Genomic DNA, 13582 nt, shown 5'->3' on the forward strand with positions numbered 1-13582 from the left:
GGGCATTGGCATGGCGGCCGGAAATGAGCACAGGGTCCGGGAAGCCTTCTCATGGTTTCCCGGACCCCGTGGTGTGCTGTGGGCCCTTTCTGGATCGGATCGCCATCTATTCGGGTGATGGTGCAGAACTCGGGCGCCTGTGGCCTGTTGTTCAAACAGGGCTCCCGTATCCGGGAGTTCCTTCTCCTGAAGGGTTTAGCGCGATGAAGAAGATGATGGCGGCCGCGACGATCGCGGCGTCGCTCGTCGGAATTTCGGCCGCGGCGGCTCCAGAGGCCCTGGCGGTCGGCAACCAGGACGGCACCTCCACGGTCAACGGCAACGGGTCGAAGTCCATCTACGGCAACTCGACGACGCACGGCAAGCTCAGCACCCAGCTCGGGCTGGTCAGCGGCACCCTGAACGACCTCTGCCTCGGCATTCCGATCAAGGCTGACGTCCAGTCCCTGATCGCTCTGGTCAACGTCGGCGTACAGGACATCCCGATCCTGTCGGCGCCGCAGAACCAGCAGTGCGCCGAGAACTCGACGCAGGCCAAGGGTGACGAGCCGCTGTCGCACATCCTGGACGACATCCCGGTCCTCTCGGCCAACGGGGTCAAGAACCACTGACGGCCATCGGCCTCGGCCGATGCACCGCTTGCGGTACCGGGCGGTCGGCGGGCGCGTGCGCTGCCGGCCGCCCGGTCGTGCGAGCACCACGGGGGGTGCGGGCGCGACGCCCGCCGCTGAGGACTGCGGAGTGAGGAGACATGCGACAGAGCCTGAAGACATGCGTGCTCGTTGCGGCGGCATCAACGGTGCTGGGGGCGGGCGCCGGTCCGGTGTTCGCGGACACCGGCGCGGCGGGGGGTGCCGCGGACTCGCCCGGCGTGCTGTCCGGGAACAGCGTCAAGGTGGAGCTGAACGCGCCGGTGAACGCGTGCGGCAACTCGGTTGACGGGGTGGGGTTGTTGAACCCCGCCATGGGCAACGGGTGCGGGAACGGTTCGGCGCCCCGGCCGCCGATGGCCGCCCCGCCGCCACCGGCGCCGGTCGCGGCGCACGGGGCCCCTGCGGCGCCGCACCGGACCGCTCCGGAGCCGCACCACAAGCCCCGGCCGGCCCCGCCCGCGCGGGGCGCCCAGCAGGCCGCGCAGGCCCGTCCCGGGCACGACCCGCGGGTGGGCGAGGTGGCGCGGGCCGGGAAGTCGGCGGGGGAGGCGCTGCTGGCGTCCAGCGGGGCGGAGCGGCTGGGGCTGGCGGCCGGTGCGGGCGGCGGGCTGCTGCTCGGCGGGGCGATGCTGCTGCGCCGGGCCCGTAAGCGTCGGGTGTGAGCGACGGCCCCAGGGGCCGACGGTGTCCTTGGGGGCCGGTGGCCGGCCGAGCGGATGCGGTGGGCCGCTCGACCGGCTTCCCGGTCAGGGCGGCGCCGTGCGCGCCGGTGGCCCGACCGTGGCCGTCGCGCGGCGCTGCCGGGCGACGCTGCGGCTGGAAGCCGCCCGGGGGCACGACGGATCGAGCGGATCAACGCGTGATATCGGCGCTCGGCACGGGAAGGATCGTTCTTTCGCTCGTTGGTGGGATGCGTCTTAACGGGATCTTTGGGGAAGAATCCGGAGAAAGGCCGTAAAGCCTATGAGACGTAATTAATCTAGGGGGAGTGGGGCCATGCTCATCGCGCTGGCGCAGACGGACTGCGTGCTGGGGGACGTGCCGGAGAACCTCCGGATCGCTCGGGAGCAGATCGAGCAGGCTGCGGCGCACGGCGCGGATCTCGTGGTCTTCCCCGAACTCAGCCTGCACGGCTACCACTTGGGGGCGTTGAAGCGGGACGAGTCCGTCGAGGTGAGCGATCCCCGGTTGCGGGAGCTGAGCACCTTGGGGCCGGACGTGCTGGTCGGCTTCCACGAGCACACCAGTCTGCGCGCGTACAACACCTCGGCGTACTACGGGGACGGTGCGCTGTTGCATGCGCACCGCAAGCTCTACCTGCCCAACTACCTGGCCTGGGAGGAGCGCAAGCACGTCAGCCCGGGGCAGTCGCTGCGCGCGTACGACCTGGCGAAGTCGCCGAACAGGGGGCGGGGGGCGACGCTGGTGTGCAACGACGCCTGGCAGCCGGTGCTGCCGTGGCTGGCGGTGCAGGACGGGGCCGAGGTGCTGTTCGTGCCGACCAACAGCGCGGCGAGCCTGGACCCGGAGGCGATGGACACCGGGCTGTACTGGGACACCCTGCTGTCCTATACGGCGCGGATGTTGCAGTGCTGGGTGGTCTTCGTCAACCGGGTCGGCAACGAGCACGGCGCCGCGTTCTGGGGCGGCTCGCGGGTGGTGGACCCGCGGGGTGCGGTGGTGGCGCAGGCGCCCAAGTGGGAGCCGGCGCTGGTCACCGTGGAGATCGATCCGTCCGAGGCGCGGCGGCAGCGGCGCGCGGTGCCGCTGGTCGCGGAGGCTCAGCTGGGGCTGGTCGACCGCGAGGTGCGGCGGCTGATCGACGAGGGCGGCGACAGCTGAGCGGCCGGGGCCGGCCCGGTTAGCGGCCGGCGGGCTGCTCGTTGGGGGCGGCGGGAGCGGCGGCCGGGGTGGTGGCCTCGGCGGTGCGCTCGTCCTTGAGGGCCTTGGCCTCCGACTTGAGGATGCGCATCGAGCGGCCGAGGCCGCGCGCCATGTCGGGGAGCTTCTTGGATCCGAAGACCAGGACGAGGGCGACCACGATCAGGATGAGGTGCCAAGGCTCCAGGGCGTTGCGCAGCATGGGCGCTCTCGCTTTCGTCGGGGTGCCTGCGGAGGTCTGTCCAGTATGACCCGAGCGTCCCGGCCGTCCGCCCCAGGGGTCGCACCCGGGGACGGACGGCCGGGCGACGGCTACCAGCTGGACTTGGTGACGCCCGGCAGATAGCCCTTGTGGGCCTGGTCGCGCAGGTTGACCCGGGAGAGGCCGAAGGCGCGGAAGTAGCCGCGCGGGCGGCCGTCGACGCTGTCGCGGTTGCGGACCCGGGTGGCGCTGGCGTCCCGCGGCTGGCGGGCGAGCTCCTGTTGGGCCGCGAGGCGCTCCTCGTCGGAGGCGCGCGGGTCGCGGATGACGGCCTTGAGGACGGCCCGGCGGGCGGCGTAGCGGGCGACCGTGGCGCGGCGCTGCTCGTTCTTGGCGATCTTGCTCTTCTTGGCCATCAGACCTTTTCCCCTCGGGCGCGGATGCGGGCGACGGCGGCCTCGATGCCGATCGCGTCGACGGTCTTGATCCCCTTGGTGCTCAGGGTCAGCCGGACGTGGCGGCCCTCGCTCGGGAGCCAGTAGCGCTTGCGGTGGACGTTGGGGTCGAAGCGGCGCGGGGTGCGCCGGTGCGAGTGCGAGACGGTCTTGCCGAAGCCCGGCTTGCGGCCGGTCAGTTGGCAGTGGGCGGACACGGTGCGGTGCCTCCGGTGGTCGGGGCCTCTGCGGCCTTATTGAAAATGGAAACCATTTACGTATACTACCCGGCATGGCCCGCAACGAACTACGCCCGGTCGTCAAGCTCCGGTCCACCGCCGGCACCGGCTACACCTACGTGACCCGCAAGAACCGCCGTAACGACCCCGACCGCCTGCACCTGCGCAAGTACGACCCGGTCGTCGGTCGGCACGTCACCTTCCGAGAGGAGCGCTGAGGTCCGATGCAGCACGGAATCCACCCCCCGTACGGGCCCGTCGTCTTCCGCGACCGGGCCGGGGACTTCGCCTTCCTGACCCGCTCGACGATGACGAGCGACAAGACGATCGAGTGGGAGGACGGCCGCACCTACCCCGTCGTTGACGTCGAGATCTCCTCGGCGAGCCACCCCTTCTACACGGGCACCGCCCGGGTGCTGGACACCGCCGGCCGGGTCGAGCGGTTCGAGCGCCGGTACGGCAAGCGCGGGGCCCGCTGATGGAGCGGCTGAGCGTCGTGCTGGTGGGCGGGCTGCACGCGGACGCCCGGCGGGCCGTCGTCGAGCGGCTGCTGCGGACCGTCCCCGGCAGCGTCGCCCTCCACCACGACCTGGCCTCGGCGGCCGACGGCACGGTGCGCCGCACCGTCCGGGACGCCGGCGGCATGCTGGATGCCGGCGAGGCGCCGCTGGTCAACGACTGCGCCTGCTGTGCGCTGCGCGAGGACCTCGTGCCCGAGCTGGAGCGGCTGGCCGCGGGCCGGACCTGCCGGCTGGCGATCGTCGAGCTGTGGGACTCGGTCGAGCCGAAGGCGATGGCCGAGGTGGTCACGGCGTGCGGCAGCGAGCGACTGGCGCTGACCGGGGTGCTGACGGCGGTCGACCCGGCGCTGCTGCTGCCCTACCTCGCCAACGGGGACGACCTGGCCGAGGCCGGCCTGGCGGCCGCCGCCTCCGACCAGCGCACGGTCGCCGACACCTGGGCGCGCCAGCTGGAGTACCCCTCCGTGCTGGCGCTGGCCGAGGGGGAGGAGGCCGCGGACGAGGCCGACCGCGCGCTGCTGGCGCAGCTGCACCCGATGGCCCGCAAAGTTGCCGTGGACTCCCCGGAGTTGGCCGCCGCCGCGGTGGCCGGCTTCGACGTGGAGGCGGCCGCGCTGCGGCAGCACCCGGCCTGCGCGCTGCTGCCGCAGGAGGCCGACGCGGCCGGCGTGGCCACCTACGTCTGGCGCGGCGACCGGCCCTTCCACCCCGGGCGGCTCTACGCGGCCCTGGAGGACCTGAGCTGTGCGGCGGCGCGCAGCCGCGGCCGCTTCTGGCTGGCCGACCGGCCGGACACGCTGCTGTCCTGGGACGCCGCGGGCGGGGCGCTGTGCGTGGAGAACGCCGGGCCGTGGCTGGCCGCGCTGCCGGACGCGGCCTGGGAGATGGTGCCGCCGATGCGCCGTGCCGCCGCCGCGCTGGACTGGCACCCCGAGCACGGGGACCGCGGCCAGCACCTGGTCTTCACCTCGCCCGGACTGGACCGCGACGGGCTGCGCGACCTGTTGGAGTCCTGCCTGCTCACCGACGCCGAGTACGCCGGCGGCCCGACGGCCTGGAAGAGCCTGCCGCCCGCCTTCGACGAACTGCTCGACCCCGTGTCCTGACGCCCCCTCGCCCCTGGGTCGTCGTACGCCGTTTCGTGTCAACTCCCCCGTGAACCGGCCGATTTCCCGCCCGGAACCGGACCCTCCGCCCGTAGTAACCCGCAGTAGCCCGTAGAAGGAAGCCCCGTCATGCCCCGTCGCCACGACCCGCGCCGCAAGGCCGGGCCGCGTCCCAACCCGCTGGACGCGGCCGGCATCACCTACATCGATTACAAGGACACCGACCTGCTGCGGAAGTTCATCTCGGACCGCGGCAAGATCCGCAGTCGCCGGGTGACCCGGGTCTCCGCCCAGCAGCAGCGGCAGCTGGCCCGCGCGATCAAGAACGCCCGGGAGATGGCGCTGCTGCCGTACTCCTCGCGGTGACCTGAGCCTCGCGAGGGACCGCCCCCGGCAGCCGGCGTCACCCCTCGCGACCGGTAGGAGTTTCCCTACGTTTGACACGTAGGGAAACTCCTACCTATTTTTGCGGGTGTGAACGCCGCTCCCGTACCGCCGCGCACCGCCCCGTCCGAACCGGACCAGGACCGGGTCTTCGCGGCGCTCGCCAACGCCACCCGGCGCGAGGTGCTCCGCCTGCTGCGCGACGACGGACCGCAGCCCGTCCAGCGGCTGGCCGCGCACTTCGCGATGAGCCGGCCGAGCCTGTCCGAGCATCTGAAGGTGTTGCGCCAGGCCGGCCTGGTGAGCGAGCAGCGGGCCGGTCGGCAGCGGATCTACCGCCTGGAGGCGGCGCCGCTGAGCGAGGTGCAGGACTGGCTCGGACCCTACGAGCGGTTCTGGCGCGCGAAGTTGGCGGGCCTGGCCGAGCTGCTCGACCGCATCCCCCACGAAGAGGCGCAATGAACACCCACGGTTTCCCGGCCCCCGACGACGACCCGGCGGACGCGACGACGCTCCGCCTCGACCACTTCCTGCCGCATCCGCCGGCCAAGGTCTGGCGGGCGCTGACCGAGCCGGAGTTGCTCGCCCAGTGGATGATGCCCGGCGATTTCCGGCTGGCGGTCGGGCACCTCTACGAGATGCGGACGCTGCCCCGGCCGAACAGCAACTTCTCCGGCACGGTCGTCGCCGAGGTCGTCGCCTTCGAGGCCGAGCGGATGCTGCGGCTGCGCTGGCGGGACGCCGACGAGGGGCAGGGCAACCGCGCCGACTGGACCCTCACATGGACCCTGGAACCCGAAGGGCGCGGCACGCGTCTCTTCCTCGTCCACGAGGGCTTCGACCCCGATGACCCGTACCAGGTGCAGGCGCACCGCATCATGGGCGGCGGCTGGCGGTCGATTGTGACGGACGCTTTGGGGAAGGTGCTCAACAAAATGTGACCGACCCGGCACCGGCTGTCGTGCACGTGCATCTGCGCATGCATCGGCATGTGAACGCAGCTATGATCCCGGGCAGTTGACACCGTTACCGCCGCGTACACCACCGGGAGAGCCCTGTGCCCCACGCATACAACGGCATGGCCGCAACGGATCTCCGGGACGTGCGCTGGCAGAAGAGTCGGCACAGCAACTCCCAGGGATCCTGCGTGGAGTTCGCGAAGCTGCCCGGGGGCGACATAGCGGTACGCAACTCCCGCTTCCCGGACGGCCCGGCGCTGGTCTACACGCCGGCCGAGGTCGAGGCGATGCTGTTGGGCGTGAAGGACGGGGAGTTCGACCACCTGGTGCGCGACTGACGCACACGAAAGCGGGCGCCCGCCTTATGGCGGGCGCCCGTTGTGCCAGGGGCCGGCGGTCCGCGCCGGGCCGGCGTCACGGCAGCCGGAAGAGAGCCCACACGATCTTGCCGGGGCGGCCTCCGGGGAGCCGGTGCCAACCCCAGCTGTCGCTGAAGGAGTCCACGAGATAGAGCCCGCGGCCCGATTCGTCGGCGGAGTCCGCCTCGCCGGCCTCCGGCGAGGCGTCGCTGGGGTCCCGCACCGCGCAGACGAGCCGGGAGGACCAGCGCATCAGGTGGAGTCGGGCCGGCAGGCCGTTCGTCGCGAAGTCGGTGCCGAAGTCCGGGTGTTCGGGGACGGCGAGGACCGCGTGCCGCAGCGCGTTGGTGACGAGCTCGGAGACCACCAGGCCGACGCCGTCGAAGAGGTCCTCCAGGCCCCAGCCGGCGAGTGTCTCGCGGGTGAACTTCCGGGCGCCGCCGACGGATTCGTAGTGCGGCGGGAGCGGGCAGGACGCGGAACCGGAGGCGGCCAAGGGGTCGACGGGAGGGAAGCCCTGCCATAACGGCTCGAAATCGAGCATGGTCGAAACCTTGGTCCCCATGCGAGGCACTCCTGGCGTTCGCGGACGTCATGACCCAGGCCGGTCAGCCGGGGGATCTGGCGGATCTTTCACGAGCGTGCATGCGTGCGACGCCCATGGTTCCCAATGCGTAGGACAGATGCAAGGGCAGATGCACGTGCAGCTGACGTGATTGCGTAGGGCTGGCCGCATAAGCGCCGTATTCTTCCTGTGTTTTCTTGTGGAGGGCTTGCGGGAGCCGCACATATCAGTAACCACATGAGCACTGAATGAAGCCTGGACATGGCAGACTGCGCCCCACTGTTGGACGGGGTGGGGTCACAGGAGGGTCAGAGAGGTGTCCGCAAGTGAGTCGGGCGGGTCGGTGGTGCGGCGGATCCTGCTCGGATCCCAGCTCCGTCGGCTGCGTGAGTCGCGCGGGATAACCCGTGAAGCGGCCGGCTACTCGATCCGTGCGTCCGAATCGAAGATCAGCCGCATGGAGTTGGGCAGGGTGAGCTTCAAGGCACGCGATGTCGCAGATCTCCTCACGCTCTACGGCGTGAGCGACGAGCGGGAGCGCGAGGCGCTGCTCGCATTGGCCAAGGAGGCGAACGTCGCGGGCTGGTGGCACAGTTACAGCGACGTGCTCCCCGGATGGTTCCAGACGTATGTGGGTCTGGAGGGGGCGGCCTCCCACATCCGCGTCTACGAAGTGCAGTTCGTCCACGGGCTGTTGCAGACCGAGGAGTACGCGCACGCGGTGGTCTCGCGCGGCATGCAGGGCGCGTCGGCGGCCGACATCCAGCGCCGGGTGGCGCTGCGCCAGGAGCGGCAGAAGCTGCTGATATCGGAGCGGGCGCCCCAGCTGCACTGCGTCCTGGACGAGGCCGCGCTGCGCCGCCCGTACGGCGGACGGGCCGTGATGCGGGGCCAGTTGAAGCATCTGATCGACATCTCGGAGCAGCCCAATGTGCGGCTCCAGGTGATGCCGTTCAACTTCGGTGGGCATGCGGGGGAGAGCGGGTCGTTCACCATGCTGCGCTTCCCGGAGTCCGATCTATCCGACGTGGTCTATCTGGAGCAGCTCACCAGCGCCCTCTATGTGGACAAGGCGGAGGAGGTCGCCCAGTACGAGCGGGCGATGGATCAGCTCCAGGAGGACAGTCCGAACCCGTCGGAGACCCGGGATCTGCTGCGGGGACTCCTCCAACTCACGTGACCCAGCAGTAGGATGACGCTGGATCAGCCCCCCCCCGCAGAGCAGTGCCGCACAGAGTAGGGATGCCATGTCCTTCTTCGCAGACCTGGCCTACCAGTTCATCGACGGTGAGTGGCGGGCCGGCAGTGGCTCGTGGGACATCATCGATTTCAACCCCTACGACCAGGAGAAGCTGGCGTCGATCACGGTCGCCGGCGTGGACCAGGTCGATGCGGCCTACCGCGCTGCCGAACGGGCGCAGCGGGACTGGGCGTTGCGCAACCCCTACGAGCGGCGGCAGGTCACCGAGCGGCTGCTGCGCCTGATCGAGGAGCACGAGGACGAGATCGCCGACGCGCTCGTCCTGGAGCTGGGCGGCACCCGGATCAAGGCCCAGTACGAGGTCCGGCTCGCCAAGGAGTTCGTCCGCGAGGCGATCCAGCTCGCGCTGCGGCCGCAGGGCCGGATCCTCCCCTCGCCGGTGGACGGCAAGGAGAACCGCGTCTACACCCGGCCGGCCGGGGTGATCGGGGTGATCAGCCCGTTCAACTTCCCGTTCCTGATCTCGATGAAGTCCGTGGCGCCGGCGCTGGCGCTGGGCAACGCCGTGGTCATCAAGCCCAACCAGAACACCCCCATCACCGGCGGTGGGTTGATCGCCAAGCTGTTCCAGGACGCGGGGCTGCCGGCCGGTTTGCTCAACGTCCTGGTCACCGACATCGCGGAGATCGGGGACGCGCTGATCGAGCACCCGGTGCCCCGGGTGATCTCGTTCGCCGGGTCGGACAAGGTCGGCCGGCACGTCGCGGCGGTCAGCGCCGGGCACTTCAAGCGGGTGATCCTCGAACTCAGCGGCAACAGCGCGCTGATCGTGATGGACGACGCCGATGTCGACTACGCGGTGGACGCCGCGGTCTTCAGCCGCTTCGTCTACCAGGGCCAGGTCTGCATGGCCGCCAACAAGGTGCTGCTGGACCGTGCGGTGGAGGCCGAGTTCACCGAGAAGTTCGTGGCCAAGGTGGCGGCGCTGCGGACCGGCGACCCGCGCGATCCGCGCACCCAGATCGGCCCGCTCATCAACACCTTCCAGGCGGAGTCGCTGACCTCGCTGGTCGACCGGGCCGTCGCGGAGGGGGCCACCGCGCTGCTGCGCGGCCGTACGGAGGGCAATCTCGTCGAGCCGACCGTGCTGGCCGGACTGCCGACGGACTCCGCCCTGCACGGCCAGGAGCTGTTCGGGCCGGTGGCGCTGCTGGTGCCGTTCGACGGCGAGGACGAGGCGGTGCGGATAGCCAACGACACCCCCTACGGGCTCAGCGGGGCGGTGCACACCGCCGATGTGGAGCGCGGGGCGCGGATCGCCCAGCGGATAGAGACCGGGATGATCCACGTCAACGACGGGACGGTGCACGACGAGCCGCAAGTGGCCTTCGGCGGCGAGAAGTTCTCCGGGATCGGGCGGCTGAACGGCGAGTCCACGGTCGAGGCGTTCACGACCCAGAAGTGGGTGTCGATCCAGCACGGGCGGTCGGTATTCCCGCTGTAGCAGGCCGCCCCGGGACAGCAGGCCGCCCGGATATAGGACACGTCCCGTCCTAGGCGGTCCGTAGCGTGCGGAGTGCCGGAAGGCGGCCGGGCGGTTCGGTACCGGCCCACCGCGACGCCCGAGCGGCCGGCGCTACGAAAGGTGATCCCATGCCCACTTTTGTCCCTGCCGAGGCCCCCGGTGACGAGCGCGGCGCGCTGCTGGCCTTCCTTCAGGCGCAGCGCGGCGGGGTGCGGCGGGCGGCCCTCGGGCTGACCGACGAGCAGGCCAACCAGCGGCCCAGCGCCAGCGAGTTGTCGGTGGGCGGGCTGATCAAGCACCTCGCGGAGGTCGAGCAGCGCTGGGTGGGGATGGCGCAGGGACAGGAACCCGTCATCCCGCGCGATCAGAGCAACTGGCATCTGAGCTTCCAGCTCCAGGACGGCGAGACCGTCGCGGGGATGCTGGCGTTCTGGGACGAGGTCGCGGTCGGCACGGAGAAGTTCATCCGCTCCGTGGCGAGCCTCGACGACACCTTCGCGCTGCCCGAGGCCCCGTGGTACCCCAAGGGCGCCCGGCAGTCGATGCGTTGGCTGCTGCTGCACCTGATCGAGGAGACCGCCCGGCACGCGGGCCACGCCGACGTCGTCCGGGAATCCCTGGACGGCGCGACGGCCTTCGAGCTGGTGGACCGGGAGCGGGCGGCCCGGGAGGGGTGACCGGCGGCCCCCGCGGCCGGCGCTCTAGGCTGGCGGCAGGGCGCGTGCACGAGGCGCTCCCGGATTGGGGTGGTGATGTCGGCGATCCGGCTGCTGGTGCTGGGGGCCGTGCGGCAGCACGGCCGGGCGCACGGCTATCAGATCCGCAACGACCTGGACTTCTGGGGCGCGCACGAGTGGTCCAACGCCAAGCCCGGGTCGATCTACCACGCGCTGAAGCAACTGGCGAAGCAGGGGCTGCTGCACGCCCACGACGTGGCGCCCAGCACCGCCGGCGGTCCGCCGCGCACCGAGTACGAGCTGACGCCCGAGGGCGAGGCGGAGTACTTCGCGCTGCTGCGGGCGGCGCTCTCCCAGCGCGACCCGAGGACCGACCTGATGAGCGCCGGGATCGGCTTCATGGTCGATCTGCCGCGGGACGAGGCGGTGGCGCTGCTCAAGGAGCGGGTCCGGGCGCTGACGGAGTGGCGGGCCACCGTCACCTCGTCCTACCTGCCCGAGGAGGGGCCCGAACGGCTCGGCCACATCGGCGAGATCATGCGGATGTGGGTGCACGGCTCGGACAGCGGCGCGGCCTGGACGCGCGGGCTGATCGAGCGGATCGAGGGCGGGGCGTACGTCTTCGCGGGCGAGGGGGAACCGTTCGTCGGCGTGCTCGCGGAGGGGGAGCGCAACCCGTACGCGACGGGGGACGCGGACGCGGACTGACGGGCGGGAGGGGCCCGCGGGGCGTCAGTGGTGGAAGGCCGTGGCGACGTTCTCCGGGCGGCCCAACGGGCTTGGCTGGCGGCGGAGTTCGGTGAGCAGCTGCTCCAGGTCGGCGATGAAGAGGTCGGCGAGGTCCATGGAGAAGCCGTTGCGGCAGACCACCCGCAGCACCGAGAGGTCCTGGCGGTCGGGCGGGAAGGTGTAGGCGGGGATCAACCAGCCGCGCTCCTTCATCCGCCGGGACACGTCGAAGACGTCGAAGGCGGTGACGCCGTCGGCGGTGGTGAAGGCGAAGACCGGTAGTTGGTCGCCGTGGGTCAGCAGCCGGAAGTCGCCCAGCGCCGCGATCCGTTCGGCCAGCGAGCGGGCCACGTCGCGGGTGGCCTGCTGGACGGCGCGGTAGCCCTCCCGGCCCAGCCGCAGGAAGGTGTAGTACTGGGCGGCGACCTGGGCGCCGGGGCGGGAGAAGTTGAGGGCGAAGGTGGGCATCTCGCCGCCCAGATAGTTGACGCGGAAGATCAACTCCTCGGGGAGCGCGTCCTGGTCGCGCCACAGCGCCCAGCCGACGCCGGGGTAGACCAGGCCGTACTTGTGGCCGGAGGTGTTGATCGAGGCCACCCGGGGCAGGCGGAAGTCCCACACCAGGTCCGGGTCGAGGAACGGGGCGATCATGGCGCCGGACGCGCCGTCCACATGGACCGGGACGTCCAGGCCGGTGCGCTCCTGGAGCGCGTCGAGCGCCCCGCAGATGTGTGCCACCGGCTCGTAGGAGCCGTCGAAGGTGGACCCGAGGATGGCGACGACGCCAATGGTGTTCTCGTCGCAGAGCGCGACGGCCCGCTCCGCGTCGAGGTGGAACCGCTCGCCGTCCATGGGCACTTGGCGAGCCTCGACCTCCCAGAAGTTGCAGAACTTCTCCCAGCAGACCTGGACGTTGGCGCCCATGACGAGGTTGGGGCGGGCGGCGGCGGGATAGCGGTCGCGGTTGCGGGCCGCCCAACGGCGCTTGAGGGCCAGGCCGGCGAGCATGCACGCCTCGCTGGAGCCGGTGGTGGAGCAGCCGATGGTGGCGCTCGGGTCGGGCGCGTGCCACAGGTCGGCGAGCATCGCCACGCACCGCCGCTCCAGTTCGGCGGTGCGCGGGTACTCGTCCTTGTCGATCATGTTCTTGTCCCGGCACTCCGCCAGCAGGACGTCGGCCTGCGGCTCCATCCACGTGGTGACGAAGGTGGCGAGGTTGAGCCGGGCGTTGCCGTCCAGCATCAGCTCGTCGTGGACGAACTGGTAGGCGGCGTGCGGCGCGAGCGGGCCGTCGGGGAGGGTGCGCCGCGGCGGCTCGGTGTCCATCCCGGCGACCGGGTCGGCCTCCCCGTAGAAGGGGTTGACCGGGTGGGTGCGCCGGCGGTCGCGGTCCAAGGCGCCTTTGTGGAGCGTCATCTGCTGCGGCCCTCTCTCAACTCGCGGCGTGCAGGCCGGCCTTGATGGCCTTGGCGAACTTCACCACGCGCTCCGCCTGGACGCGGGCGGCGGTGCGGGCGGGGGCGTCGAGCGGGGTGTCCGGGCCGCCGACGTGCGAAGTGCCGTACGGATTGCCGTCGGTGAACTTCGCCGGGTCCGTGTAACCGGGGGCGATGAGGATGCCGCCGAAGTGGTGGACGGTGTGGTAGAGCGCCAGGAGGGTGGACTCCTGGCCGCCGTGCTGGGTGGCGGAGGCGGTGAAGCCGCTGTAGACCTTGTCGGCCAGCCGGCCCTGCTGCCAGAGGCCGCCCAGGGTGTCCAGGAACTGCTTGAGCTGGGAGGCGACGTTGCCGAAGCGGGTGGGGGAGCCGAGCAGCACCGCGTCGGCCCAGAGCACGTCGTCGTGGGTGGCCTCCAGGATGTCCGCGGTGGCGGTGACGTTGGCCGCCCAGGCGGGGTTGGTGTCGATGGCGGACTGCGGGGCGAGCTCGGCGACCCGGCGCAGCCGCACGTCGGCGCCCGCGTGCTCGGCGGCGTCGGCGAGCAGCCGGGCCAACTCGGCGACGGTGCCGGTCGCTGAGTAGTAGATGACGGCGACGTTGACGTCGTGCACGGGCATGGACGCACCTCCTGAAACCCGACAATAGGGGCATAGGGGGTGGCCGGCCTCCAGGGTTCGCCCAGTGGAAGCGCGAGCGGGCCGGGCCCCT

Annotated in this window: 20 protein-coding genes; 14 read left to right on the forward strand and 6 right to left on the reverse strand. The window is 71.3% G+C overall.

Features of this window, described 5'->3' with window-relative positions; all coding sequences use genetic code 11:
• Positions 1-203 precede the first annotated feature (203 nt).
• The 3 genes from ACFVFQ_RS30020 to ACFVFQ_RS30030 all read left to right on the forward strand — a co-directional run bounded on the left by ACFVFQ_RS30020 (position 204) and on the right by ACFVFQ_RS30030 (position 2495).
• On the forward strand, positions 204-611 hold the full coding sequence (locus ACFVFQ_RS30020; RefSeq protein WP_383422022.1) for a rodlin: 408 nt from the start codon (positions 204-206) through the stop codon (positions 609-611).
• Between the two features lie 140 nt (positions 612-751).
• Positions 752-1315 carry a chaplin gene (locus tag ACFVFQ_RS30025; protein WP_383422024.1) on the forward strand — a complete coding sequence of 188 codons (564 nt, stop codon included), beginning with the start codon at positions 752-754 and terminating at the stop codon, positions 1313-1315.
• Between the two features lie 334 nt (positions 1316-1649).
• A complete protein-coding gene (locus ACFVFQ_RS30030; protein WP_383422026.1) occupies positions 1650-2495 on the forward strand; it encodes a nitrilase-related carbon-nitrogen hydrolase in 846 nt (281 codons plus the stop codon).
• Between the two features lie 19 nt (positions 2496-2514).
• Here ACFVFQ_RS30030 and tatA read toward each other — a convergent pair whose 3' ends face one another.
• The 3 genes from tatA to rpmB all read right to left on the reverse strand — a co-directional run bounded on the left by tatA (position 2515) and on the right by rpmB (position 3388).
• Positions 2515-2736, reverse strand: coding sequence for a Sec-independent protein translocase subunit TatA (gene tatA / locus ACFVFQ_RS30035; RefSeq protein WP_383422028.1), 222 nt, complete (start codon positions 2734-2736; stop codon positions 2515-2517).
• Positions 2737-2846: 110 nt separating this feature from the next.
• Positions 2847-3152, reverse strand: coding sequence for a 30S ribosomal protein S14 (rpsN, locus tag ACFVFQ_RS30040; RefSeq protein WP_383422030.1), 306 nt, complete (start codon positions 3150-3152; stop codon positions 2847-2849).
• Positions 3152-3388 carry a 50S ribosomal protein L28 gene (rpmB, locus tag ACFVFQ_RS30045; RefSeq protein WP_383422032.1) on the reverse strand — a complete coding sequence of 79 codons (237 nt, stop codon included), beginning with the start codon at positions 3386-3388 and terminating at the stop codon, positions 3152-3154. The genes rpsN and rpmB overlap by 1 nt, the downstream gene beginning before the upstream one ends.
• A 74-nt stretch (positions 3389-3462) precedes the next feature.
• On the opposite strand from rpmB, the gene rpmG reads away from it, so the two are divergent.
• From rpmG to ACFVFQ_RS30080, 7 genes are all read left to right on the forward strand, one after another.
• Positions 3463-3627 carry a 50S ribosomal protein L33 gene (gene rpmG, locus ACFVFQ_RS30050; protein ID WP_383422034.1) on the forward strand — a complete coding sequence of 55 codons (165 nt, stop codon included), beginning with the start codon at positions 3463-3465 and terminating at the stop codon, positions 3625-3627.
• Between the two features lie 6 nt (positions 3628-3633).
• Positions 3634-3888, forward strand: coding sequence for a type B 50S ribosomal protein L31 (locus tag ACFVFQ_RS30055; protein WP_274914241.1), 255 nt, complete (start codon positions 3634-3636; stop codon positions 3886-3888).
• Positions 3888-5036, forward strand: coding sequence for a CobW family GTP-binding protein (locus ACFVFQ_RS30060; protein ID WP_383422037.1), 1149 nt, complete (start codon positions 3888-3890; stop codon positions 5034-5036). Before ACFVFQ_RS30055 ends, ACFVFQ_RS30060 begins: the two co-directional genes overlap by 1 nt.
• Before the next feature lie 129 nt (positions 5037-5165).
• Complete coding sequence (rpsR, locus tag ACFVFQ_RS30065; protein WP_383422039.1) at positions 5166-5402, forward strand: 30S ribosomal protein S18; 237 nt, start codon at positions 5166-5168, stop codon at positions 5400-5402.
• Between the two features lie 108 nt (positions 5403-5510).
• On the forward strand, positions 5511-5882 hold the full coding sequence (locus tag ACFVFQ_RS30070; RefSeq protein ID WP_383422041.1) for a metalloregulator ArsR/SmtB family transcription factor: 372 nt from the start codon (positions 5511-5513) through the stop codon (positions 5880-5882).
• Complete coding sequence (locus ACFVFQ_RS30075) at positions 5879-6361, forward strand: SRPBCC domain-containing protein (protein ID WP_383422044.1); 483 nt, start codon at positions 5879-5881, stop codon at positions 6359-6361. The genes ACFVFQ_RS30070 and ACFVFQ_RS30075 overlap by 4 nt, the downstream gene beginning before the upstream one ends.
• Before the next feature lie 116 nt (positions 6362-6477).
• Positions 6478-6717 carry a DUF397 domain-containing protein gene (locus ACFVFQ_RS30080; protein ID WP_366332451.1) on the forward strand — a complete coding sequence of 80 codons (240 nt, stop codon included), beginning with the start codon at positions 6478-6480 and terminating at the stop codon, positions 6715-6717.
• Positions 6718-6793: 76 nt separating this feature from the next.
• On the opposite strand, the gene ACFVFQ_RS30085 is transcribed toward ACFVFQ_RS30080, so the two are convergent.
• Positions 6794-7303, reverse strand: coding sequence for an ATP-binding protein (locus ACFVFQ_RS30085; RefSeq protein WP_383422046.1), 510 nt, complete (start codon positions 7301-7303; stop codon positions 6794-6796).
• A 316-nt stretch (positions 7304-7619) separates the two neighbouring features.
• Here ACFVFQ_RS30085 and ACFVFQ_RS30090 point away from each other — a divergent pair, with 316 nt between their 5' ends.
• The 4 genes from ACFVFQ_RS30090 (at position 7620) to ACFVFQ_RS30105 (ending at position 11414) form a co-directional block, all read left to right on the forward strand.
• Positions 7620-8483, forward strand: coding sequence for a helix-turn-helix domain-containing protein (locus tag ACFVFQ_RS30090; protein ID WP_383422048.1), 864 nt, complete (start codon positions 7620-7622; stop codon positions 8481-8483).
• A gap of 67 nt (positions 8484-8550) precedes the next feature.
• Entirely contained in the window at positions 8551-10008 is a 1458-nt protein-coding gene (locus ACFVFQ_RS30095; RefSeq protein WP_383422050.1) for an aldehyde dehydrogenase family protein, read from the forward strand.
• Positions 10009-10157: 149 nt separating this feature from the next.
• A complete protein-coding gene (locus tag ACFVFQ_RS30100) occupies positions 10158-10706 on the forward strand; it encodes a DinB family protein (RefSeq protein ID WP_383422053.1) in 549 nt (182 codons plus the stop codon).
• A gap of 75 nt (positions 10707-10781) precedes the next feature.
• Positions 10782-11414, forward strand: a complete 633-nt coding sequence (locus ACFVFQ_RS30105; protein ID WP_383422055.1) for a PadR family transcriptional regulator — start codon at positions 10782-10784, stop codon at positions 11412-11414.
• A gap of 24 nt (positions 11415-11438) precedes the next feature.
• Here ACFVFQ_RS30105 and ACFVFQ_RS30110 read toward each other — a convergent pair whose 3' ends face one another.
• Together ACFVFQ_RS30110 and wrbA are read right to left on the reverse strand one after the other, a co-directional pair.
• Positions 11439-12851, reverse strand: a complete 1413-nt coding sequence (locus ACFVFQ_RS30110; RefSeq protein ID WP_383422057.1) for a glutamate decarboxylase — start codon at positions 12849-12851, stop codon at positions 11439-11441.
• A 16-nt stretch (positions 12852-12867) separates the two neighbouring features.
• Complete coding sequence (gene wrbA, locus ACFVFQ_RS30115; RefSeq protein WP_383422059.1) at positions 12868-13491, reverse strand: NAD(P)H:quinone oxidoreductase; 624 nt, start codon at positions 13489-13491, stop codon at positions 12868-12870.
• Positions 13492-13582 lie beyond the last annotated feature (91 nt).

This window comes from Streptomyces sp. NPDC057743, assembly GCF_042798755.1.
Lineage (GTDB): Bacteria > Actinomycetota > Actinomycetes > Streptomycetales > Streptomycetaceae > Streptomyces.